Raw genomic sequence first — 21,381 nt, 5'->3', positions numbered from 1 at the left:
TTCATCCATTCTTCCGCGAGGCCATACCATGGCAGTAAGCAAGCTCAAGTCCGCGTCCAGGCAGCCCCAGGCCAATGAGGCCGCCGCGCGCGAGGTCGCCGCCGAAATGCTGGCGAACATCAAGTCGGGCGGCGAGGCCGCGGTGCGCGACTACGCCCGGCGGCTGGATAAATGGGAGGGGGACATCCTGGTCGGCGCCACCGAGATGGAACGGCGCACCGCGTCCATTCCCGACGGCATCAAGCGCGACATCGAGTTCGCCGCCGGCCAGGTGCGCAAGTTCGCGCAGGCCCAGATGGCTTCGGTGCGCGAGTTCGAGCTGGAACTCGCGCCGGGCCTGGTCGCGGGCCAGCGCCTGATACCGGTCAACGTGGCGGGCTGCTATGTGCCCACCGGGCGCTACGCGCACATCGCTTCGGCCTACATGAGTATTGCCACCGCCAAGGCGGCCGGCGTGCCCATGGTCATCGCCTGCTCCACGCCGTACCGCGGCGAGGGCATACATCCGCAAGTGCTGTATGCCATGCAGGTGGCGGGCGTGGATGCCGTGATGACGCTGGGGGGCGTGCAGGCGATCGCCGCCATGGCCTATGGCCTGTTCACCGGCAAACCGGCCGATATCATCGTCGGGCCGGGCAACAAGTTCGTGGCGGAAGCCAAGCGCATGCTCTTCGGCAGCGTGGGCATCGACGTGTTCGCCGGACCTTCGGAGGTCTGCATCATCGCCGACGCGTCGGCGGACCCGGCTATCGTCGCCTCGGATCTGGTCGGGCAGGCCGAGCATGGCCACGAGTCACCGGCCTGGCTGATCGCCACCGACCGCAAGCTGGCCGAAGCGGTGCTCAAGCAAGTGCCCGAACTGATCGCGGCCCTGCCGCCCACCGCAAGGGACGCGGCCGGCGCCGCCTGGCGCGACTACGGCGAGGTGGTGCTGTGCGATACGCGCGAAGAGGCGGTCGAGGTCTCGGACCGCTACGCCAGCGAACACCTGGAGGTCCATTGCGAAGACCTGGACTGGTGGTTCCGGCATCTGACCTGCTATGGCTCGCTGTTTCTGGGCGAGGAAACCACGGTGGCGTTCGGCGACAAGGCCAGCGGCACCAACCACATCCTGCCCACCAAGGGCGCGGCGCGCTATTCGGGCGGCCTATCCGTGCACAAGTTCATCAAGACCGTCACCTGGCAGCGCATGACGCGCCAGGCCAGCCGTGACACCGCCCAGGTGACGGCGCGGATCTCGCGCCTGGAAGGCATGGAAGCGCATGCGCGCACGGCTGACGACCGCCTGGCCAAGTACTTCCCCAAAGAGTCCTTCGAACTGGGCGAACCCGTGCGGGAGTAAAGCCATCATGCAGAATGACATGTCCCGCCTGTTCGACCTCGACGGCCGCGTCGCGCTGGTAAGCGGCGGCAGTTCCGGCATAGGCAAGGCCATTGGCCTGGCGCTGGCGCGGGCCGGCGCCAGCGTGTTGCTGGTGGCGCGGCGCGAGCACGAGCTGGCTTGCGCCGCCAGCGAATTCGAAGCGCAAGGCCTGCGTGCGCGCGCGTTGCCCTGCGATCTGGCCGACCGCGATGCGTTGCGCGACTTTGCCGACCGCGCGGCGCAACCTTTCGGCGCGCCCGACATCCTGGTCAATGCCTCGGGCATCAATGTGCGCAAGTCCTTCGAGGACACGGCTGACGATGATTGGGACCGTTCGCTGGCGATCAACCTGACCGCACCGTTCCTGTTGACCCGCGCGCTGGCGCCGGCCATGCGCGAACGCGGCTGGGGCCGCATCATCAACATTACCTCGCTGCAGTGCGTGCGCGCCTTTCCTGACAGCGCGCCCTATGGCGCGTCCAAGGGCGGCCTGATGCAGCTGACCCGAGCCATCGCCGAGTACTGGTCGCGCCACGGAGTCACCTGCAACGCGATCGCGCCGGGCTTCTTCGAGACGCCGCTGACCGCGCCCGTGATGAGCGACCCGGCCCGCGTGCAGGCCCTGGCGGGCAGCACCATGATCGGCCGCAATGGCCGGCTGGAAGACCTGCACGGCGCGGCAGTGTTCCTGGCGAGCGAGGCGTCGGCCTACATAACCGGGCAGACCCTGTTCATAGACGGCGGCTTTTCGGCCCGCTGACCGGCATCTCCATGGAGCCTCGCCATGAAAGCCCTTGTCTACACCGCGCCCGGCCAGCTGACCTTCCGCGATGAACCCGATCCCGCACCAGCGGACGGCGATGCGCTGCTGCGCATCGAGGCCGTGGGCATCTGCGGCTCGGACATGCATGCCTACCATGGGCATGATCCCCGCCGCAATCCGCCGCTGATCCTGGGCCACGAGTTCGTCGGCACGCTGGTGGGCGGCAGCCGCGCCGGCCAGCGGGTCACCGGCAATCCGCTGATCCACTGCGGCCAGTGCGATTTCTGCGTGCAGGGCCGCAACAATCTCTGCCGCAACCGCGGCATGGTGGGCATGACGCGTCCCGGCGCCTTCGCCGAGTTCATGGCCATACCCGAACGCTGCCTGATATCCGTGCCGCAGGACATGCCGGCCGCCGCGGCCGCGCTGACCGAACCCGCGGCCACGGCCTTGCACGGCGTGGCGCTGGCGCAGCGGGCGTTGTTCCGGCCGTTGGCCGAAGCCCGCGCGCTGGTCGTGGGCGGCGGCGCCATAGGCCTCCTGACGGCGCTGCTGCTGCGCAGCCAGGGCTGCCGCGTCAGCTTGGCGGAGACCAATCCCTTGCGGCGCGCTTCGGCGCAGCAGCACGCGGGCTGCACGGCCTTCGATCCGCGCGAGGCGGCACCAGAACCGGGCGCATATGAACTGGTGGTGGACGCGGTAGGCGGCAAGCTCACGCGCGCCGCGGCGCTGGCCGCGGTGCAGCCGGGCGGCGTCATGCTGCACATCGGCCTGCAGGACTGGGCCAGCGAGATCGACATGCGGCGGCTGACGCTGGAGGAGATCACCCTCATCGGCGCCTATACCTACACCAGCGCGGATCTGCGCGCCACGGTGGACGCGCTGCATCGCGGCGTCTTCGGCGACCTGTCCTGGATCGAGGAGCGCGAACTGGGCGCGGGCGCGCGGGCTTTCTCTGACCTCGATGGCGGACGCGCGGCGTCGGCAAAGATCGTGCTGAGGACGCATTGACATGGCCCGCCATCCTCTTTCCCCGCCCGTCGTCGGGGGCGTACCGGCCGCCCTGGCCCCGCTCGATCGGAGTGCCGCCATGACCGTCGCCAGGCCTCCCGCCCCTCCACCCGCGCCGGTGCGTCGACGCCTGTCCCTGCGCTGGCTGGTCAGCGGCGCGTCGGTCGCGGCGCTGCTCCTGGCCTGGTACCTGGCCACCGGCCCTTTGGAATTGTTGAGTCCGGTGCAGCTGCCGTCGCCCAGCGATGCCTGGGACGCACTACTGGAGATCGCAGGGGACGGCTATGCCGACGGCACGCTGTGGCAGCACATCGTGGCCAGCACCGGACTGGTGCTGTACGGGTTTGCAGCGGCGGCGCTGACGGGCGTGCCGCTGGGGATCCTGATGGGGCAGAACCGGCTGGTCGAGGCCTACGTCAATCCGGTGTTCCAGATCGTCCGTCCCATTGCGCCCATCGCCTGGATTCCGCTGACCATCCTGTGGTTCGGGCTGGGCACCAGCGCCAAGGTCTTCGTCATCTGGCTGGCAGCTTTCGCGCCGACCGTGATCAATACCTACACCGGCGTGCGCAACATCGACGACACGCTGCTCCAGGCGGCGCGCGTCAATGGCGCGGCGGGCCGCCTGATGCTGCTGGACGTCATCGTTCCAGGCGCGTTGCCCGCCATCTTCACGGGCCTGAGGACCTCGTTGCAGGCTTGCTGGATGGTGCTGGTGGCGGCCGAGCTGGTCGGCTCCTTCGTCGGCCTGGGCCACGTGCTGATCATCGCCACCCGCGACCTGAACTCGGGAATGATCGTGGTGGCCATGGCCGCCGTGGCCGGCATGGGCATGCTGATGTCGGCCCTGCTGGCGCAGGTCGAACGCAAGGTGATGCCATGGAAAGCCTGAACCGCGCCGGCCCGTCGCGCGCGCACGCCCTCGTGTCGCGCCGCGTGCTCGAACGCTGGCTGATGCCGGCGCTGGGCATCGCCACCTTGTTCGGCGGCTGGGCATTGCTGTCCGGGCTGGGCCTGGTATCGCCGGCCTTCCTGCCTGGACCGCTGACGGTGCTGCGCAGCATGGCCGAGCACACGCGCGAACCCTATGCGGGCTCGGTGCTGCAGATGCATCTGCTGGCCAGCCTGGAGAAATTCCTGATCAGCTTCTCCATCGCGGTCCTGCTTGGTGTCCCGCTGGGCTTGTTCATGGGGCGTTTCAAGGCGCTGGATTGGGCGGTGACGCCGGTGTTCGAAGCCTTCCGCTTCATTCCCCCAATCGCCTGGGTGCCGTTCGCGATCTTCTGGTTCGGCACGGGCTTCCTGTCGCCCACCCTGGTGATATTCGCCGGCGCCTTCGCGCCCTGTGTACTGAACGCCTATCGCGGCGCCAGGCAGATCGATCGCGCCTTGATCGAGGCCGGCCAGATGCTGGGGGCTGGGCGCTGGGCGACGTTGACGGAAATCCTGCTGCCGGCCGCATTGGCGCACATCGTCGCTGGCATCCGGGTCGGCGCGGGGTTCGGCTGGCAGTCCTTGATCGGCGCGGAACTGATCGTGGGTTCGACCGGGCTGGGCTACATGATCGTGCAGGGCGGCAGCAATCTGGAACCCGCCATCGTGATCAGCGGAATGATCACCATCGGCCTGATAGGCGCGGGTATCGACTACGGCATGCGCGCCTTGCAGCGCAGGGTGCAGCGCGACTGGTCGCGCTGACCCGGGGAAAAAAAGGAGGGAGTACAGGCAGGCAGTGCAGGCAGCGTCATTTCATACTGGAGAGAGACAGATGAAACACTACAAAGGCCTCAAGGCCTTGGCAGCGCTCGTGATCGGGTGCTGGCTGGGGGGACCCGGACAGGCGACGGCCCAGGCCGCGCCGGCGGGCGAGGAACTGTTCACCATCCGCATCGGGCAGCAGCCACAGCGGTGGGCGCTGGAGTGGTACATCGCCAGCGAGAAGGGATGGTGGAAGGAGGTGGGCCTGAAGCCTGAGATCTCGACCTTTGCTTCCGGCGCGGTCGAAATCGCGGCGGGCGCGTCCGGTTCATGGGACGTGGGCGGGGCGGGCAATATTCCGTCGCTGCTGGGCGCGTCGAAGTACGGCCTGCAGACCATAGGCATCGCCGACGGCGAGGCCGCCATCATCACGCTGATGGCCACCAAGGACCGGGCGGATGAGTACCTCAAGAACCCGGCGCTGCTCAAGGGCAAGACCATTCCGGTCACCAGCAACTCCACGGGTCAGTGGGGCGCGGCGCAATGCCTGTCACAGAAGTTCGGCCTCAAGCCCGACGATTACCGCTTCGTGAACCTGTCGCCGCCCGACATCAATGCCGCGGTAATGAGCGGCAAGTACGACATTTCCTCGGTATGGGCGCCCAACACCTACATCCTGGAAGAGGCCATAGGCGCAAAGGTGATCTGTACTGGCGCCGAGCTGAAAATGCCTATCCACAGCTACCTGTTCACGACGCCGGCCTTCGCCAAGAAGCATCCCGACAAGGTCGCCCGCTTCCTGGCGGTTTACCTGCGCGCGGTGGCCTGGCAGCGCGCGCATCCCGAGGAGGCCAAGGCGTATCTGAAAGCCTTTTTCGGCAGCGTGGGCGTGAAGTTCCCCGACAAGTACCTGGCGCAGGAATTGCGCGACCGTCCGGCTTTCGACCTGGCGGAGCAGGCCAAGCTGTTCGCGCCGGGCCCCGGCGGGTCCTCGGAGATCGTGGAGTGGTGGAACAGCGTGGGGGAATTCATGGTGTCCGTGGGCGTGGTCAAGAAGATCCCTGATCCCAAGACCATGGTCACGGGCAAGTATCTGCAGATGATCCAGGACGATCCCAAGCTCAGGGCTTTCGTCGCCGATGTCGCCCGGTAAGCCGGCGGCCGCGGCTCTCAACAAAGGAACGCAAGCATGAGTCAGATTACTTTCGAGCGGGTGCAGCGCACTTTCAGCCGGGGCGGGGAAAGCTTCCTGGCCCTGGACGACGTGAGTTTCGAGGTGGGCGAGAGGGAGTTCGTTTCCATCGTCGGACCGTCTGGCTGCGGCAAGACCACGCTGATGCGCATGGCAGCCGGCCTGGAGTTTCCCTCGGCCGGCAGCGTGCGGGTGGGTGGCAAGGAAGTCGAGGAACCGGGACCGGACCGCGCCGTCGTGTTCCAGCAGTTTGCGCTGTTTCCCTGGAAGACCGTGACCGAGAACATCGGCTTCGGCTTGAAGTGCAAGGGCGCCTCGCGCGAGGCGCGGGCGCGGACCGTGGCGCGCTACATCGAACTGATGGGCCTGGCGGGCTACGAGCAGGCCTATCCGCACCAGCTGTCCGGCGGGATGCAGCAGCGCGTGGCCATCGCCCGCAGCTACGCGCTGGATCCCGACGTGCTGCTGATGGACGAGCCCTTCGGCGCGCTGGACGCCCAGACCCGCGTGGTCATGCAGGAAGAACTGGTCAAGTTGTCCCGCCTCAATCCGCGCACCGTGCTGTTCATCACCCACAGCGTGGAAGAAGCGGTGTATCTGTCCGACCGCGTGGTGGTGCTGACCGGCCGCCCGGGACAGATCAAGGAAATCATCAACGTGGCCGACGTGCGCAAGCGCGAGGACTGGGACAGCATGGAGCGGATCGAGGATGTGATGGACATGGAGGCATTCGTGCACCTGCGCACGCACATCTGGAAGCTGCTGCGGGCGCAGGAAACCGAACCGCTGGATGCCGCCCTGGCCGCGGCTCACTGAAGGGAAGCGTAGATGAAGCACATCAATGAAGGCGCGGCGCCTGCCGCGAAACCCTCGCGGCTTGCCGCCCTGCACACCGACACGCCGTGGTGGCGGCTTACCGCCACCGCCGCGGATGCGGGGGCCATCGCGCCGCGCGAGATGGTCCGCATGCTGGAGCAGTTGATACTGATCCGGCGCTTCGAAGAAAAGCTGCTGAAGCTCAGCGTGGCCGGCATCCTGCATGGTCCGGCGCATTCCAGCATCGGCCAGGACGGCGCCGCCGTGGGCGCCATGTCGGCGCTGGAGTCGGCCGACAAGATCAACGGCACCCACCGCATGCACCACCAGTTTCTTGCCAAGGCGCTGAACCACGCCACATCGGCGGACTATTCGCCGTTGGACTCGGAAACGCTGGATTCGCACCGTGAGGTGGTCTACCGGACCTATGCCGAGATCCTGGGCCTGACGCCTGGCTATTGCGGCGGCCGTGGCGGTTCCATGCATCTGCGCTATCCCGAGGCCGGCATCTATGGGTCCAACGCCATCGTGGGCGGCAATCCGTCGCATGCGGTGGGTTACGCCTTTGCCGACAAGCTGCGCGGCCGCGACCATGTGTCGGTGGCCTTCTTCGGCGACGGCGCCATGCAGAGCGGGGCGGCCTACGAGGCCATGAACCTTGCGGCGCTCTACAACACGCCCACCATTTTCTTCGTGGAAAACAACCTGTACGCCGTGTCCACCCACGTGTCGGAACAGACCCGCGAAACCCGCTTGTCGGCGCGCGGCCTGTCCCTGGGCGTGCCGGCGATAGAGTTCGACGGCATGGACGTGGTCGCTGCGCGCCTGGCCATGCAGGAAGCCCGGGCCATCATCCGCCGCGACGGCGGGCCGGTGCTGCTGGAGGCGCAGACCTACCGCTACCTGCACCAGTCGGGCGCGCTGAAGGGCAGCGCCTTCCGCTACCGCGACAAGGACGAGGAAGAAGCCTGGGGCGCGCGCGATCCCATTTCGACGTTTCCCGAGCAGCTGAAGTCGCTGGGTCTGATCGACGATGCCGGCATCGCCCGCCTGGAGCGCCGCGCGGAAGAACTGATAGACGGCGCGCTAGGGCGGCTGCTGGAGCACTACGGCGACGAGGCGGCGCAACGCATCCGGCCCGAACTGTGGCCGGACCCGGCCAGCGTGGACAGCGGCATCCGCGGCAACCTGGGCGAACTCGCGGGTCAGCGCGCCATCGAGCTGGAGGAGCAGACGCCAGCGAGTCTGGCGGACGCCAAGTTCCAGGACGTGATTTCGCGCGCCATGCTGCTGAACATGCAGCGCGACGACGGCATCTTCATCCTGGGGGAGGATGTGCATCGCCTGAAAGGCGGCACGGCTGGCGCTACCAAGGACATCGGCGACCATTTTCCGGAACGCCTCATCGGCACGCCCATCTGCGAGAACGGCTTCACCGGCCTGGCGCTGGGCGCGGCGTTGAACGGCATGCGGCCGGTGGTGGAGATCATGTACCCCGACTTCGCGCTGGTGGCGGCGGATCAGCTGTTCAACCAGATCGCCAAGGTGCGCCACATGTTCGGCGGCAAGTTCGCGGTGCCGGTGCTGGTGCGCAGCCGGGTCACGGCGGGCACCGGCTACGGTTCGCAGCATTCCATGGACGCCAGTGGCCTGTTTGCCCAGTATCCAGGGTGGCGCATCCTGGCGCCGTCGCGTCCCTACGATTACATCGGCCTGCTCAATGCCGCGCTGCGCTGCGACGATCCGGTCCTGATGGTGGAATACAACGACCTGTTCAAGACGTTGGGCAAGGTGCCGGCCGAGGACTGGGACTACATCGTGCCCATCGGCCGGGCTCGGGTGGCGCGTGAGGGCACGCGCTGCACCATCCTGACCTATGGCGTCATGGTCGAGGTTTGCTGCCAGGCGGCGGAGCGCACGGGCATCGATGCCCAGGTGATAGACCTGCGCACGCTGGATCCGCTGGGCATCGATTGGGACACCATCGCGGCCGGCGTCATGCGTACGCAGGCGCTGATGATCGTGGAGCAGACTACCCGCGGCACCTCGATCGGCTCGCGGGTCGCGAGCGAGGCGCAGTCGAGGCTGTTCGACTGGCTGGACCACGAGATCGTGCACGTCACGGGCGCCAATTCCTCGCCCGTGGTCTCCAAGGTGCTGGAGCGCGCCGCGCTGGCGGACGCGCAGGCCGTGGAGACGGCCCTGAAATCCATGGACAGCCGCCGCGGCGGCGCCCGCTGAACCGGACGCCATCGGAGAGAAAAATGCTCAAAGACAAACTGCTTGCCACGCATCACACGGCTGTCTGCGTCAATGATTTCGAACGCGCGCGCAATTTCTACACCGGCTTTCTCGGCTTCGAGCTGGAGGGCGAGATGGACCACCGCAGCGAGCCTGCGCTGGGCGAAGTGGTCGGCCTGCCGGGCGCGACCATACGCTGGGCCATGCTGCGCCACGGCGGACACCGGGTGGAACTGTTCAAGTACTACACGCCGGACGGCGACAGGCAGCCGCGCCGCCAATGCGATTTCGGCTACAGCCACATGGCGTTCGAGGTGGAGGACGTGGATGCCGTATACGAGCAGGCCACGCGCGCCGGCTATGAAAGCGTGTCTTCGCCGCGCGTCATGCGGCAAGGGCGCACCAAGGTGTTCTATCTGATGGAGCCTGAAGGCGCCATCACGGAGTTCATCCAGTTCATGAATCCGGCGGCCTGACGCCGCGCTGCGTCACGCTCCGCCGGCCGGGGCGCGCGCATCGATCTTCTGAGGAACAAGCATGACGAGAACGCTGGATATGGTCGTCCCGCCGACGGGCGAGGCCCTGGACGCCGCCCGCCTGGTCGCCTGGATCGTGGCGCCTGGCCAGGCCTTCAAGACGGGGGACGTGCTGGTCGAAATCGAGACCGACAAGTCCATCATCGAGGTGCCCGCGCACGACGACGGGATCATGGTGGAGCATCTGGTCGCGGTGGACGGCATCGTCAACGCGGATACGGTGATCGCACGCGTGCAGATGGAAGGCGAGGCTGCGCCGGCGGCGAGTGCGGCCGGCGTGCCGGCTCAACCCACAGCGGCAACGCCTGCGGCGGCCGCTGCCGCCCCGGCCGCCGCGCGGGCGCCGGCGGCGTCGCCGTCGTTGGTGCGTCCACTCGCGCAGCCTTCAGGAGAGCGCAAGTTCGCCACCCCTGCCGCCCGCCGCGTCGCGGCCGAGCGCGGTATCGCGTTGGACGCGGTTGCGGGGACCGGGCCCAACGGTCGCGTGACGGTGGCGGATGTCGGCCTGGCAAGCGGCAACGGACGGGAGGGCATGCTGGCCCGCGGCGCGCCAGGAGCAAAGCGCGAGGACTGGGCGGCTACCCGCCATGGCGAGATACGGTTCACGGTGTGGGAGGGGAGCCGTCCGGACAGCCAGACGGCGGTGCTGATCCACGGCATGTTCGGCGATCGCGACGCCTGGGCCAGCCTGGCGCATGCGCTCAGCCGCGCCGGACTGCGCGTGCTGGCGATGGATCTTCCTTGCCATGGCGCCACGCGTTCGCAGGCCACGCGCTTCGAGCATATCGTCGATGCGGTGGCCGACACGGTCGCATCCCAGTGCATCGGCTCCGTGAACCTGATCGGCCATTCTTTTGGCGCAGCGGTGGCGGCCCGGGCGGCGTCCCGCCCCGGCATGGCCGTGGACAGCCTGGTGCTGATCGCGCCGGTCGGCCTGGGCACTGAAATCGACCAGAGCTTTCTGACGGGCATGACGCATGCCGGCACCAACGAAGCGGCACAGCGCGAGCTGCAGAAACTCACCGTCTCCGGCATGACGCCGTCGGGAAACTTCATCGACGCCCTGCGCCAGAGCACGCAGGCGCGGCGCGAGCCCCTGATCGAGCTATGCCGGGAAGTAGGCTGGAACGGCGTGCAGCAACTGAGCATCGCGGCCGACCTGGCCAGCCTGCAATGCCGCTGCACGCTGATCCACGGCCGGCGCGACGCCGTCATCCCATGGCGCCACGCGCTGAACGCACCGGCCAGGACCGCGCTGCACCTGCTGCCGGATGCCGGCCACATGCCGCAATGGGAGGCCGGCAAGCTGGTGGCGGATATCGTGTTGGAGGCTTTCACCCGCCAGGCACCAGGGTCTCCATATGCTTGTTGAAGCGTTCGCCTTCCACCATCAGCCAGTCGCAGAAGGTCTTCAGTAAGCGGTCGTGGCGGCGCTCTTCGCGGATGATGAGGAAATAGCCCGGCGACTGCACCGTCAGCGGTCCGAAGGGCGCCAGCAGCCGGCCGTCCTCGATGTCGCTGGCCACCAGCGATGAATAGCCTATGGTCATGCCCAGGCCGTCGAGTGCGGCCTGGAGGGCGAAGTACAGGTGTTCGAGCTCCAGCGATTCGGCCGGCACGACCCGGCTGTGCTGCACGCTGGCCAGCCAGTCGTTCCAGGCGCTGCGCCGCGCGCGGCAGTGCAGGAAGGTGTGGCGCGACAGGTCTGTGATGCGTTCCAGCGGCAGCCGCTGCAGGAGGCCGGGCGCGCATACGGGAAAGAAGCTCTCGTTCAGCACTCGGCGCTTGTAGAGGCCGGGGGTGGGCTCGGCCTCGCGCCGGATCACCACGTCCAGATTCGCGGGCAGGCGGCTGAAGGGCTCCAGTCCGGTGGATATCTCCACCTCCACCTCGGGATACTGCTCACGGAACCGGGCCAGCCGGGGAAACAGCCAGCGCATGGTGAAGGTGGGCAGGGCATTGACCCGCAGCACCTCGCGCGAACGCAGGCTGCGCGAGGCCGAGGCGATGGCGTCCAGCGCCGGGCTGATGGTGTCCAGATAGAGCCGGCCCTGATCCGTCAGTTCGATCTTCTTGCCCAGGCGGCGGAACAGCTTCACACCCAACCAGTCTTCCAGCGCCTTGATCTGATGGCTGACGGCGCCATGCGTGACGGATAGCTCGTCCGCGGCCTGGGTGAAGCTCAACTGGCGGCCCGCCGATTCGAAGGCGCGGATGGACGTCAGCGGCGGCAGTCTGGGTTTCATTGTGAAATTACCTCACAACAGTCGCTAGAAATGATGCCTGGCCCCGGCGTCCGCCCCGTGCTGGAATACGCCGCAAGGTTGCATACCGGGAAATCGGGGCGGCGGATGCCGTCCCGGAACACGCTGTGAATTTAACTCACCGGAAAGGGAGCAGGCATGCTGCAGGGCAAGGTCATACTGGATCTGACGTGGGTGCTGGGCGGGCCGTTTGCCGGCCAATTGCTGGCGCAACTGGGTGCCGAGGTCATCAAGGTCGAACCGGTGGGCGGCGATTACGCGCGCTCGGTGCCTCCCGTTTCCGACGTGCAGGATTCGCCGTTCTTCCTGTCGGTGAACCGGGGCAAGCGCAGCGTGGCGCTGGACCTGAAGCATCCTTTGGGCCGCCAGGCGTTCCAGGATCTGGTGCGCGAGGCGGATGCGGTGATCTATGGCTTCGCCTCGGACGTGCCGGCACGGCTGGGACTGGATCACGACACCCTGGCCGCAATCAATCCACGCATCGTGGTCGGCCAGCTGATCGGGCTGGACGACCGAGGTCCCTATGCAGGCGCGCCAGCGTTCGACCTGATGCTGCAGGCCATGTCGGGTTTGATGAGCATCACGGGGGAGGCCGGCGGCAAGCCGGTGCGCGTCGGTTATCAGGTGGCGGATCTGGCGGGCGGGCTGTACCTGGCGCTGGGTGTCGCCGCTGCGCTGGTGCAGGCGCAGGCCAGCGGCGTGGGAGAGCAGGTGCAGGTGTCGCTGTTCGATGCGCAGATGGCCATGCTGACCTGGCAGGCCCAGGGCTATCTGCAGGGCGGTCCCGTGCCGCGCGCCAGCGGGGCGCGTCACGGCATGATCGCGCCCAGCGACATTTACCGCACGTCGGACGGGCGCTGGATCGCCTTGGCGCCCACCGGCGATGCGTTCTGGCAGGCCTTGTGCGCCGCGATCGGGCTGCCGGAACTGGCCACGGACGCCCGCTACGCCACGCCCGCGGCGCGCGTGGCCAACGTGGATGCGCTGACCGAGGCCTTGTCAGGCGCCATCGGCGCGCGCAGCGCGCAAGAATGGCTGGATATCTTCGAGGCGCGGCGCGTGCCCGCCGCGCTGGTGTTGGGCGTGGACGAGGCGCTGGCGCATCCGTTGGCGGCGTCGCGCGGCATGGTGGAAGAGGTGGCCAGGCCGCAAGGCGGCGAGCCCGTGCGCATGCTCGGCAATCCCTTCAAGTTCGCAGGCCAGCCGCGGCTGGACTATCCGCCTGCCCTGGGGCAGGACACCGAGGCGTTGCTGCGCGCCATGGCGGGTTATGACGACGCCAGCCTGGCCGCCTTGCAGGCGGCGGGCGTGATCCGGACTGGCGCCGCGACAGCGGGAGCAATGCAATGACCGCCGCCGCGGACGAGCGCGACGCAGGCTTGCGCGAGGACGAGCGCGCGCTGCTGCGCGGCCTGGCGTCGTTTGCGCAGGAGGCGGTAGCGCCGCTGGCCGTGGCGGGCAGCGGCGCGCAGGATTGGGCCGGCGTCCAGATCCGCGACGCATGCCGGCGCGGATATGGCGGCATCGAGATCCCGGCGCGGGACGGCGGGCTGGGACTGTCCTACCGCATGCGGGCCCGGGCGGCGGAGACGCTGGCGGCGACGGATTTTGCCTTCGCCTTCGCGTTCATCAATCAGCACAACGTGGCCTTGCGCATTGCCGAACATGGCAGCGCCGCGGCGCGCGAGCGTTACCTGCCGGGGCTGCTGGCGGGCGACCTGATCGGGGGCACCGCCATGTCGGAGCCGCGCGCGGGCAGCGATTTCGCCGCCATCGCCACGCGGGCGCGGCGGCAGGATGGAGGCGGGTGGGTGCTGGACGGCGAAAAGGCCTGGGTGGCCAACGCCGCGGGCGGCGAGCTGGCGCTGGTGTTCGCGCAGACCGATCCGGCGCGCGGGCCGGCCGGCATCGCCTGCTTCATCGTCGACCTGCGTGCGTCGCAATGCCTGCGTCTGACGGGCGCGGCGCTGGAAGGCCTGGGGGCGGCCGGCATCGCCGGCATCCGCCTGGAAGGCTATCGGGCCGAGGACAGCGACATGCTGTATGCGCCGGGCCAGGGTTTCCAAATGGCGCTGGCCGGCGTGAACAAGGCGCGCACGCACATCGCGGCGATGGCGGCGGGCCTGCTGGACAGCGCGCTGAGGCTGGCGGTGCGCCACGCGTCCGCGCGCCAGGCTTTCGGCCGCCCCATCATCGAACAGCAGGGTTTGCGCTGGTCGCTGGCGGACGTGTCGATGCGGCTGCAGATCCTGCGCATGTTGACGGACCGCGCCGCGGGCCTGATCGATGCCGGTTCGGACGAGGCGGTCCCGGCCGCGGCCATGGCCAAGAAATACGCCGGCGAGGAATGCCTGGACGGCGTCTCCGCCTGCATCCAGGCCCTGGGCGCAACGGGCTTGCTGCCGGCGCAGGGCATGGGACGGCGGCTGTTGGCGGCCAAGGCATTGTGTTTTGCCGACGGCACCACCGAAATGATGAACGAGCGTATCGCGGCCGGCCTGGCCTTGCGGTTCGCAGGGACGGCGCCTGCCACGGTGGCTGGCGCAACGATGCACAGGGAGGAAGGAATGTCGTATCAGGCCTTGAAGCTGACGCGAGGCGAGGACGGCGGCACGCAGGCGCGCCTGACACAGATCGCGCAAGACGAGCTGCCTGAGGGCGAAGTGCTGGTGGAGGTGGCGTACTCGTCGCTGAACTACAAGGACGCCCTGGCGATCACCGGCAAGTCGCCGGTGGTGCGCAGTTTTCCCATGGTGCCTGGCATCGATTTCGCCGGTACCGTGCGCCGCAGCGCCGATCCGCGCTTCAAGCCGGGCGACGCGGTGCTGCTCAATGGCTGGGGCCTGGGCGAGACGCGCTGGGGCGGATTGGCGCAAGCCGCGCGCGTGCCAGCCGACTGGCTGCTGCCCTTGCCGGCGGGCCTGGATGCCCGCCAGGCCATGGCCGTCGGCACGGCGGGCTACACGGCCATGTTGTGCGTGATGGCGCTGGAACGCCACAACGCCACGCCCGAAGGCGGGCCGGTGCTGGTGACAGGCGCCAACGGCGGCGTCGGCACCGTCGCCATCGCGCTGCTGGCGGGCAAGGGATACACGGTCACGGCGAGCACCGGACGTCCGCAGGAAGCGGACTACCTGCGGAGCCTGGGCGCCAGCGGCATCCTGGACCGCGCCGCGTTGTCGGCGCCGGGCAAGCCGCTGCAGAAAGAGGCTTGGGCGGCGGCGGTCGATTGCGTCGGCAGTCACACGCTGGCCAACGTGCTGGCCGGCATGCGGTACGGCGCGCCCGTGGCGGCCTGCGGACTCGCCCAGGGCATGGACCTGCCGGCCACCGTGGCGCCGTTCATCCTGCGCGGGGTGACGCTGATCGGCGTGGACAGCGTGTATGCGCCCATGGCGCTGCGCGCGGAGGCTTGGCGCAGGCTGGCCGATGAATTGCCGCGCGGCATGCTGGAGGCCAATACGCAGGAGCTGGGCCTGTCGGAAATCGCGGCCGCCGCCGCGCCGTTGCTGGAGGGCAGGATACGCGGCCGCATCGTCGTCGACGTGAATCGATAAGGGCCGCAGCATAGCGACCCGCATACCACCAAAGGAGACTGGGCATGATGAAGCAACGATGGCGTTCCGTCATCGCTGCGGCGGCGCTTTGCGCCACCGCTGGCGCGGCATGGGGACAGGGGTATCCGGACAGGCCGGTGCGGCTGATCGTGCCGTTTCCGCCTGGCGGCTCGGTGGATTACGTGGCGCGCAACATCGCGCCCGTGTTGTCGCAGAAGCTGGGCCAGACCGTGGTGGTCGACAACAAGGGCGGCGCGTCCGGCACCATCGGCACCGCCGAGCTGGCGCGCGCGCCGGCCGACGGCTACACGCTGATGCTGGCTTTCGACTCGCACGCGGTTAACGGTTCGCTGTACAAGAATCTGTCGTACGACACGATCAAGTCCTTCGACTACATCAGCCTGATCGGCACCATGCCCGCAGTGCTGCTGACGGCCAAGAAGACCGGCATCACCACCCTGCAGCAGTTCCTGGACTATGCGCGCGCGCATCCGGGGCAGGTGAACTACGGTTCTTCAGGCGTGGGCGGCTCCAATCACCTGAACCTGGCCGCCCTGGCGGCGCGCACGGGCATCAAGGTGACGCACGTGCCTTATCGCGGGGGCGGCCCGATGTTCAACGCGGTGCTGGGCGGCGAGGTGGACGTGGTCATCGCCAGCCTGCCGACCATCGTTGGCTTCGTGCAGGGCGGGCGCCTGAACGCGCTGGCCATCGGCACGGCCCAGCCCGCGCCCGCGCTGCCGGACGTGCCGCCCATCGCCACGCTGGTGCCCGGCTTCGAAGCCTATTCCTGGGTTGGCATGCTGGCGCCGGCGGGCCTGCCGCCCGAGGTGCGCAAGCGTGTGCAGCAGGCGCTGCGCGACACGCTGGCGACCCCGCAGGTCAAAGACAGCATGGAGCAGGGCGGCTTCAACATCGTGTCCAGCTCGCCGGAGGAATTTCAACAGCGCGTGCAGGCCGAATCGCAGCGTTGGGGCAAGCTGATACAGGACACCGGCATAAAGATCGAATAGCGGCCTGGCATGGGCAGGGCTGCGGGGGCTGCCGGCGCCCCACGCCGCGCCTCAGCCCTTCAGCCCGATGCGTCGCGCCAGCTTGTGCAGATTGCTGGAGTCCACGCCCAGCGCGCGCGCCGCATGGGCCCAGTTGCCCTGGTGCGTTTCCAGCGCCCGGCGGATGGCCTGGCGCTGGCAGGCGTCCACCGCCTCGCGCAGCGTCTGGCCTGGACCGGCGGGCGCGTCGGCATCCTCCTGCGGCGCGGCCAGCGGCATGTCGCCGTCGGACAGGTCCAGCAGCTTGGCGCCCAGCGTCACGATTTCATTGCGCGTGGCGCCGTGGCTGACGGCCTTGATCGCGGCGCGGCTGATGACGTGCTCAAGTTCGCGCACATTGCCGGGCCAGCGGTAGCGGCGCAGCATGTCCTCGGCCTCGGGCGACAGCCGCAGGCTGCGCAGGCCCAGCCGCGCGCGGTTCAGTTCCAGGTAGCGGCCCGCCAGCAGCAGCACGTCATTGCCGCGGTCGCGCAGCGGCGGAATGGGGATGGGATAGACCGACAGCCGGTGATAGAGGTCGGCGCGGAAATCACCGGCGCGCACCAGGTCGCGCAGGCTGCGGTTGGTGGCAGCCAGGATGCGCACGTCGACGCGGCGCGGACGGTCGTCGCCCAGGCGCTGGATTTCGCCGTTCTGCAAGGTGCGCAGCAGCTTGGCTTGCACCAGCAGCGGCAGTTCGCCCACTTCGTCCAGGAACAGCGTGCCGCCGTTGGCGGCCTCGAAGCGGCCGGGGCGGTCGGCCACGGCGCCCGAGAAGGCGCCCTTGGCGTGGCCGAACAGTTCGCTCTCGGCCAGCGATTCGGGCAGGGCCGCGCAATTCACGTGCACCAGCGGCTTGTCGCGACGGCGGGAGAGCCGGTGCACGCGATGCGCGAACAGTTCCTTGCCGACGCCAGTCTCGCCTAGAAGCAGGATGGGCAGCTCCGAGTCCGCCACCACCTGGATCTCATGCAGCAGTCGGCCGATGGCTTCGCTTTGTCCCAGGATCTCGTTGTTGTCGGCGACGGCGCTGTCGGCCGGTTCGGCGCCGCGCGCCACGCGCAGCGCCCGGATTTCCGCTTCCAGGCGCGTGGTGCGCAAGGCGGCTTCCAGCAGCACGATGTAGTCGCGCAAGTCCGACTGGGCCTCGGCGTCGAAAGTGCCGACTTCCAGCGCGTCCAGCGTCAGCACACCCCAGGGGCGGCCCTCGATGTGCAGGCTGGTGCCCATGCAGTCGTGCACCGGCAGCGGTTCCCCGGCCATGCCGTTGATCAGGCCGTCATAGGGATCGGGCAGGGTGCTGTCGTGGTGGAAACAGGTGACGCCGCGCCGCGCCAGGATGGCCGCCAGCCGCGGGTGCTGCTGCACGGCGAAGCGGCGGCCCAGGGCATCTTGCGTCAGGCCGTCGACCGCGATGGGGCGCAGATGGTCTTCCTCCAGTTGCAGCAGCGCCACCGCGCCGCAACGGAAATGCGTGCGCAGGCTGGACACCAGCCGCTGCAGGCGGACGGCGGGGGGCAGGTCGGCGACCAGATCGGCAAGCAGGAGGTTTTGCATGGGGTGAATTTTACCGTTCTGGGTGGTTTAAACCTCACGTTTGCAGGGTGATATTCACCCTTTAATTTGCAGTTCATTGATAAATAGCAAGTTTTTCCTGGCACGGATTTCGCATTGCTTTCTGTACCCGTCACGAACTATGGAGAGACGCGATGAGCATGGTTGAGCAATCCCTGGGGCAGTTGGCCCGCAGCATCCCTGGCGCCACGCAGGTGTTTCATGAGTACCAGCTGGACTTCTGCTGTGGCGGCAAGAAGAGCCTGGCCGAGGCGGCGGCCCAGCGCTCGCTGGACGCGGCGCAGATCGAGGCGCGCCTGATGGAGCTGGCGCGCAGCCCGTCCCACGAGACGGATTGGGGGCTGGCCTCGCCGGCCGAACTGGTCGATCACATCCTGGCGCGCTACCACGAGGTGCATCGCCAGCAACTGCCCGAGCTGATCCGGCTGGCGCTGAAGGTGGAGCAGGTGCATGCCGACAGCCCGGACTGCCCGACCGGCCTGGCCGATCACCTGCGCGTGATGCAGCAGGAACTGGAAAGCCATATGCAGAAGGAGGAACAGGTGCTGTTCCCGATGCTGGCGCGCGGCCATGGCGCCATGGCCGGCATGCCCATCATGGTCATGCGCGCCGAGCACGACGACCACGGCGTGGCGCTGGAACGGCTGCTGGCGCTGACCCACGACATCACGCTGCCGCGCGCCGCCTGCAACACCTGGCGGGCGCTGTACCTGGGGCTGCGCACCTTCAAGGAAGACCTGATGGCGCACATCCACCTGGAAAACAACATCCTGTTCGAGAACGCGGCCAGTCCGGCGGCGCACGCGCGCAGCTAGTGTCCGCGTCCGGGCGCCGCAACAGCTAGCGGCGTTCCGGCGGAATGCCGTCCAGGCTGCGCCGCAGGGCCTCGTGCGCGGCCAGATCGACCGGGCGGTGCTTGCGCTCGGCGCTGGCTGGGTACTTGCCCAGGAAATTCCCGCCTTTGCGGTCGCTGGCCGGGCGCACGGGCCGGGACGCGAAGCCGCCGCCGCAATTGGGGCAGACATTGCCCAGCAATCCTTCGGCGCAGGCAGCGCAGAAGGTGCATTCAAAGCTGCATATCCGGGCGGCGGTGGAGTCTGGCGGCAGCGCCGCATCGCAGTGTTCGCAGCTGGGTCGCAAGGCAAGCATGTGGCCTCCTGGGGCGAGTGTCGGGTTCTGGCGCCAGGGTAGGCCGGGATGGCCGGCGGCGCCATTGGCATTACGGACAGAAAAGAAGTGAAAACGGCCAGGCTGGTTACGCTTGGCGGGCGGCTGCCGCCTGTACACTCGAAAATCCTTTCGAGGCACAGGGGATTCTTGATGGCTGGAAGCAGCTTCTTTGCACTGTTCGACGATATCGCGACCATCCTGGACGACGTGTCCGTGATGACCAAGGTCGCGGCCAAGAAGACGGCCGGGGTGCTGGGCGACGACCTGGCATTGAACGCCCAGCAGGTCACGGGCGTGCCGGTCAACCGGGAACTGCCGGTCGTCTGGGCGGTGGCCAAGGGCTCCTTCATCAACAAGCTGATCCTGGTGCCGGCGGCGCTGCTGATCAGCGCCTTCGCGCCCTGGGCCGTGACGCCCCTGCTGATGGTGGGCGGGGCCTTTCTCTGCTACGAAGGCGTGGAGAAGCTGGCGCACAAGTTCCTGCCGCACGGCGATTCGGACGAAGGCAATCACGCCGCGCGGGCCGAAGCCCTGCAGGACGACTCGGTCGATATGGTGGCGTTCGAGCGCGACAAGATCAAAGGCGCAATACGCACGGACTTCATCCTGTCGGCGGAAATCATCGTCATCAGCCTGGGGGCGGTGGCGGATGCGGACTTCACCCGTCAGGTGCTGGTGCTATCGGTCATCGCCATCGCGATGACGGTCGGGGTCTACGGCCTGGTGGCCGGCATCGTCAAGCTCGACGACCTGGGCCTCTACCTCAGCCAGAAGTCGTCCCAGGCCATGGCCTGGCTGGGCCGGCGCATCGTGGGCGCGGCGCCCTATCTGATGAAGACGCTGTCGGTGGTTGGCACCGCCGCCATGTTCATGGTGGGCGGCGCCATCCTGACTCACGGCATCCCGCCGGTGCAGGCCGCGGTCGATCAGGCCGCCGCCGCGGTCGGCGGGGGCGGGGTGGTGCAGGCGCTTACGGCCACCTTGCTCAACGCCTTGTTCGGCATCGTGGCCGGAGCCGTGGTGCTGGGGGCGGTCAGCCTCGCCAAGCGGTTGTTCAAGAAAGGTTGAAGCGGGCAGGCGTCGTCCCGCCCGGCGGGACGCGCCCCGAGCCATCCAGGGGAGCGCCGCGGCGCTCCCTTTTTACGTTCCTAGGGAATCCCCTGCCTTGTTGGGCCGGAATACGTGCGCCTAAAATTGGCGCCAATTTATGTGATCATTATTTTGACCACCGGCACAGACCATCGGCCTCCATGGCCATGGAAACGAGGAAATCATGCAGTCCAACGCAGCACTTGCCATCCAGCCCGACGCCGCCCGCGCGCGGGCCATGTACGACCTGGGCCACAGCACCGTCTTCGCCGCCCGCTCCGATCCGCGCTTTTCCTATTGCACCTATGTCCCGCCGCACATCGACAGCGCCAGGCATCCGATGCAACTGGTGGTGATCATGCACGGCACCGGCCGCGCCTTCGTGGAATACCGCGACGCGTTCGCCGAGTTCGCCCGCTGGAACGACTGCATCGTGCTGTGCCCGCTGTTCCCCGTGAGCCCGCTGGGCGACGGCAATCGCGACGGCTTCAAGCAATTGCGCGAAGGCAACATCCGCTACGACGAGATCCTGCTGGACATGGTGGCGGAAGTGGGCGAGAAGTTCGGCTGCGACTTCAAGAAGTTCGGCCTGTTCGGCTATTCGGGCGGCGGCCAGTTCGTGAATCGATTCGCCTACCTGCACCCGGAAAGCCTGTGGGCAGTGTCGATCGGCGCGCCGGGCTCGGTCACGCTGCTGGATCCCAGCCAGGATTGGTGGGTGGGCGTGCGCGATGCCGAGACCCGTTTCGGCAAGCGCATCGACATCGAAGCGCTCAAGCAGGTGGCGGTCCACATGATCGTGGGCAAGGCCGACCTGGAAACCTGGGAAATCACTCACCGCGAAGGCGGAAAGTTCTTCATGCCCGGCGCCAACTCGGCCGGCAATACCCGCCCGGAGCGCCTGGAGTCGCTGCGCCGTTCGTTCGAAGCGCAAGGCGTGAACGCGGTGCTGGACGTGGTGGAAAACGTGCCGCATGACGGCTTGAAGTGCGTGGGCCAGGTGCAGGACTTCCTGGCCTCCGCCCTGCGCAAGCTGCGACATGAAGACAACTGAGACCGGCGGACGCGGCGCTTG

The 21,381-nt window shown here is 67.9% G+C and carries 19 protein-coding genes and 1 pseudogene; 17 read left to right on the top strand and 3 right to left on the bottom strand.

The genetic code is table 11. The features are described 5' to 3' along the window. The first annotated feature begins 28 nt into the window (after positions 1 to 28). The 10 genes from hisD to IB257_RS16760 all read left to right on the top strand — a co-directional run bounded on the left by hisD (position 29) and on the right by IB257_RS16760 (position 10,992). Positions 29 to 1,342 carry a histidinol dehydrogenase gene (gene hisD, locus IB257_RS16805; RefSeq protein ID WP_054450388.1) on the top strand — a complete coding sequence of 438 codons (1,314 nt, stop codon included), beginning with the start codon at positions 29 to 31 and terminating at the stop codon, positions 1,340 to 1,342. A 7-nt stretch (positions 1,343 to 1,349) separates the two neighbouring features. Next, the gene (locus IB257_RS16800) at positions 1,350 to 2,123 is read left to right on the top strand and encodes an SDR family NAD(P)-dependent oxidoreductase (RefSeq protein WP_192352566.1); all 774 of its coding nucleotides are present in this window, start codon (positions 1,350 to 1,352) and stop codon (positions 2,121 to 2,123) included. Positions 2,124 to 2,147: 24 nt separating this feature from the next. Then, on the top strand, positions 2,148 to 3,137 hold the full coding sequence (locus tag IB257_RS16795) for an alcohol dehydrogenase catalytic domain-containing protein (protein ID WP_054450392.1): 990 nt from the start codon (positions 2,148 to 2,150) through the stop codon (positions 3,135 to 3,137). 79 nt (positions 3,138 to 3,216) lie between these two features. Further along, a complete protein-coding gene (locus IB257_RS16790; RefSeq protein WP_054450393.1) occupies positions 3,217 to 4,029 on the top strand; it encodes an ABC transporter permease in 813 nt (270 codons plus the stop codon). Further along, a complete protein-coding gene (locus IB257_RS16785; RefSeq protein ID WP_054450394.1) occupies positions 4,017 to 4,835 on the top strand; it encodes an ABC transporter permease in 819 nt (272 codons plus the stop codon). Before IB257_RS16790 ends, IB257_RS16785 begins: the two co-directional genes overlap by 13 nt. A 70-nt stretch (positions 4,836 to 4,905) precedes the next feature. Beyond that, the gene (locus IB257_RS16780) at positions 4,906 to 5,988 is read left to right on the top strand and encodes an ABC transporter substrate-binding protein (protein ID WP_192352567.1); all 1,083 of its coding nucleotides are present in this window, start codon (positions 4,906 to 4,908) and stop codon (positions 5,986 to 5,988) included. Positions 5,989 to 6,024: 36 nt separating this feature from the next. Further along, positions 6,025 to 6,843, top strand: coding sequence for an ABC transporter ATP-binding protein (locus IB257_RS16775; protein ID WP_054450398.1), 819 nt, complete (start codon positions 6,025 to 6,027; stop codon positions 6,841 to 6,843). 12 nt (positions 6,844 to 6,855) lie between these two features. Then, positions 6,856 to 9,084 (top strand): thiamine pyrophosphate-dependent enzyme, encoded by a 2,229-nt coding sequence (locus tag IB257_RS16770; protein ID WP_192492591.1) that lies wholly within the window; start codon positions 6,856 to 6,858, stop codon positions 9,082 to 9,084. 23 nt (positions 9,085 to 9,107) lie between these two features. Then, complete coding sequence (locus IB257_RS16765) at positions 9,108 to 9,560, top strand: VOC family protein (protein WP_088138916.1); 453 nt, start codon at positions 9,108 to 9,110, stop codon at positions 9,558 to 9,560. 61 nt (positions 9,561 to 9,621) lie between these two features. Next, positions 9,622 to 10,992 carry an alpha/beta fold hydrolase gene (locus IB257_RS16760; RefSeq protein WP_192492590.1) on the top strand — a complete coding sequence of 457 codons (1,371 nt, stop codon included), beginning with the start codon at positions 9,622 to 9,624 and terminating at the stop codon, positions 10,990 to 10,992. Here the strand turns inward: IB257_RS16760 and gcvA are convergent. Next, positions 10,955 to 11,866, bottom strand: a complete 912-nt coding sequence (gcvA, locus tag IB257_RS16755) for a transcriptional regulator GcvA (protein ID WP_192352570.1) — start codon at positions 11,864 to 11,866, stop codon at positions 10,955 to 10,957. The two genes, IB257_RS16760 and gcvA, sit on opposite strands and share 38 nt — an antisense overlap. Before the next feature lie 156 nt (positions 11,867 to 12,022). On the opposite strand from gcvA, the gene IB257_RS16750 reads away from it, so the two are divergent. The 4 genes and pseudogenes from IB257_RS16750 to IB257_RS16740 all read left to right on the top strand — a co-directional run bounded on the left by IB257_RS16750 (position 12,023) and on the right by IB257_RS16740 (position 16,454). Further along, positions 12,023 to 13,234, top strand: a complete 1,212-nt coding sequence (locus IB257_RS16750) for a CaiB/BaiF CoA-transferase family protein (RefSeq protein ID WP_175213918.1) — start codon at positions 12,023 to 12,025, stop codon at positions 13,232 to 13,234. Beyond that, positions 13,231 to 14,373: pseudogene (locus IB257_RS31570) on the top strand (acyl-CoA dehydrogenase family protein); the annotation flags it as partial. The gene IB257_RS16750 and the pseudogene IB257_RS31570, both read left to right, overlap by 4 nt. Positions 14,374 to 14,433: 60 nt before the next feature. Further along, positions 14,434 to 15,441 carry an MDR family oxidoreductase gene (locus IB257_RS31565; RefSeq protein ID WP_370540114.1) on the top strand — a complete coding sequence of 336 codons (1,008 nt, stop codon included), beginning with the start codon at positions 14,434 to 14,436 and terminating at the stop codon, positions 15,439 to 15,441. Positions 15,442 to 15,485: 44 nt separating this feature from the next. Then, positions 15,486 to 16,454, top strand: a complete 969-nt coding sequence (locus IB257_RS16740) for a tripartite tricarboxylate transporter substrate binding protein (RefSeq protein WP_054450406.1) — start codon at positions 15,486 to 15,488, stop codon at positions 16,452 to 16,454. 51 nt (positions 16,455 to 16,505) lie between these two features. Here the strand turns inward: IB257_RS16740 and norR are convergent, their stop codons facing one another. After that, positions 16,506 to 18,029: a nitric oxide reductase transcriptional regulator NorR gene (gene norR / locus IB257_RS16735; protein WP_054450408.1), complete on the bottom strand. Its 1,524-nt coding sequence runs from the start codon at positions 18,027 to 18,029 to the stop codon at positions 16,506 to 16,508. Positions 18,030 to 18,181: 152 nt separating this feature from the next. Here norR and ytfE point away from each other — a divergent pair, with 152 nt between their 5' ends. Then, a complete protein-coding gene (gene ytfE / locus IB257_RS16730; protein ID WP_054450410.1) occupies positions 18,182 to 18,862 on the top strand; it encodes an iron-sulfur cluster repair protein YtfE in 681 nt (226 codons plus the stop codon). A gap of 25 nt (positions 18,863 to 18,887) precedes the next feature. Here ytfE and IB257_RS16725 read toward each other — a convergent pair whose 3' ends face one another. Further along, entirely contained in the window at positions 18,888 to 19,196 is a 309-nt protein-coding gene (locus IB257_RS16725; protein WP_119449037.1) for a DUF1272 domain-containing protein, read from the bottom strand. 171 nt (positions 19,197 to 19,367) lie between these two features. Here IB257_RS16725 and IB257_RS16720 point away from each other — a divergent pair, with 171 nt between their 5' ends. Further along, positions 19,368 to 20,285 carry a DUF808 domain-containing protein gene (locus tag IB257_RS16720; protein ID WP_175159617.1) on the top strand — a complete coding sequence of 306 codons (918 nt, stop codon included), beginning with the start codon at positions 19,368 to 19,370 and terminating at the stop codon, positions 20,283 to 20,285. A 205-nt stretch (positions 20,286 to 20,490) separates the two neighbouring features. Beyond that, on the top strand, positions 20,491 to 21,360 hold the full coding sequence (locus tag IB257_RS16715; RefSeq protein WP_054450417.1) for a hydrolase: 870 nt from the start codon (positions 20,491 to 20,493) through the stop codon (positions 21,358 to 21,360). Positions 21,361 to 21,381: the final 21 nt, after the last annotated feature.

The organism is Achromobacter sp. ACM03, from assembly GCF_014851665.1.
GTDB classification, from domain to species: Bacteria; Pseudomonadota; Gammaproteobacteria; order Burkholderiales; family Burkholderiaceae_B; genus Achromobacter; species Achromobacter aegrifaciens.
Note: the sequence above shows the minus strand (reverse complement) of the source record. Positions and strands in the feature narration are given on the sequence as shown.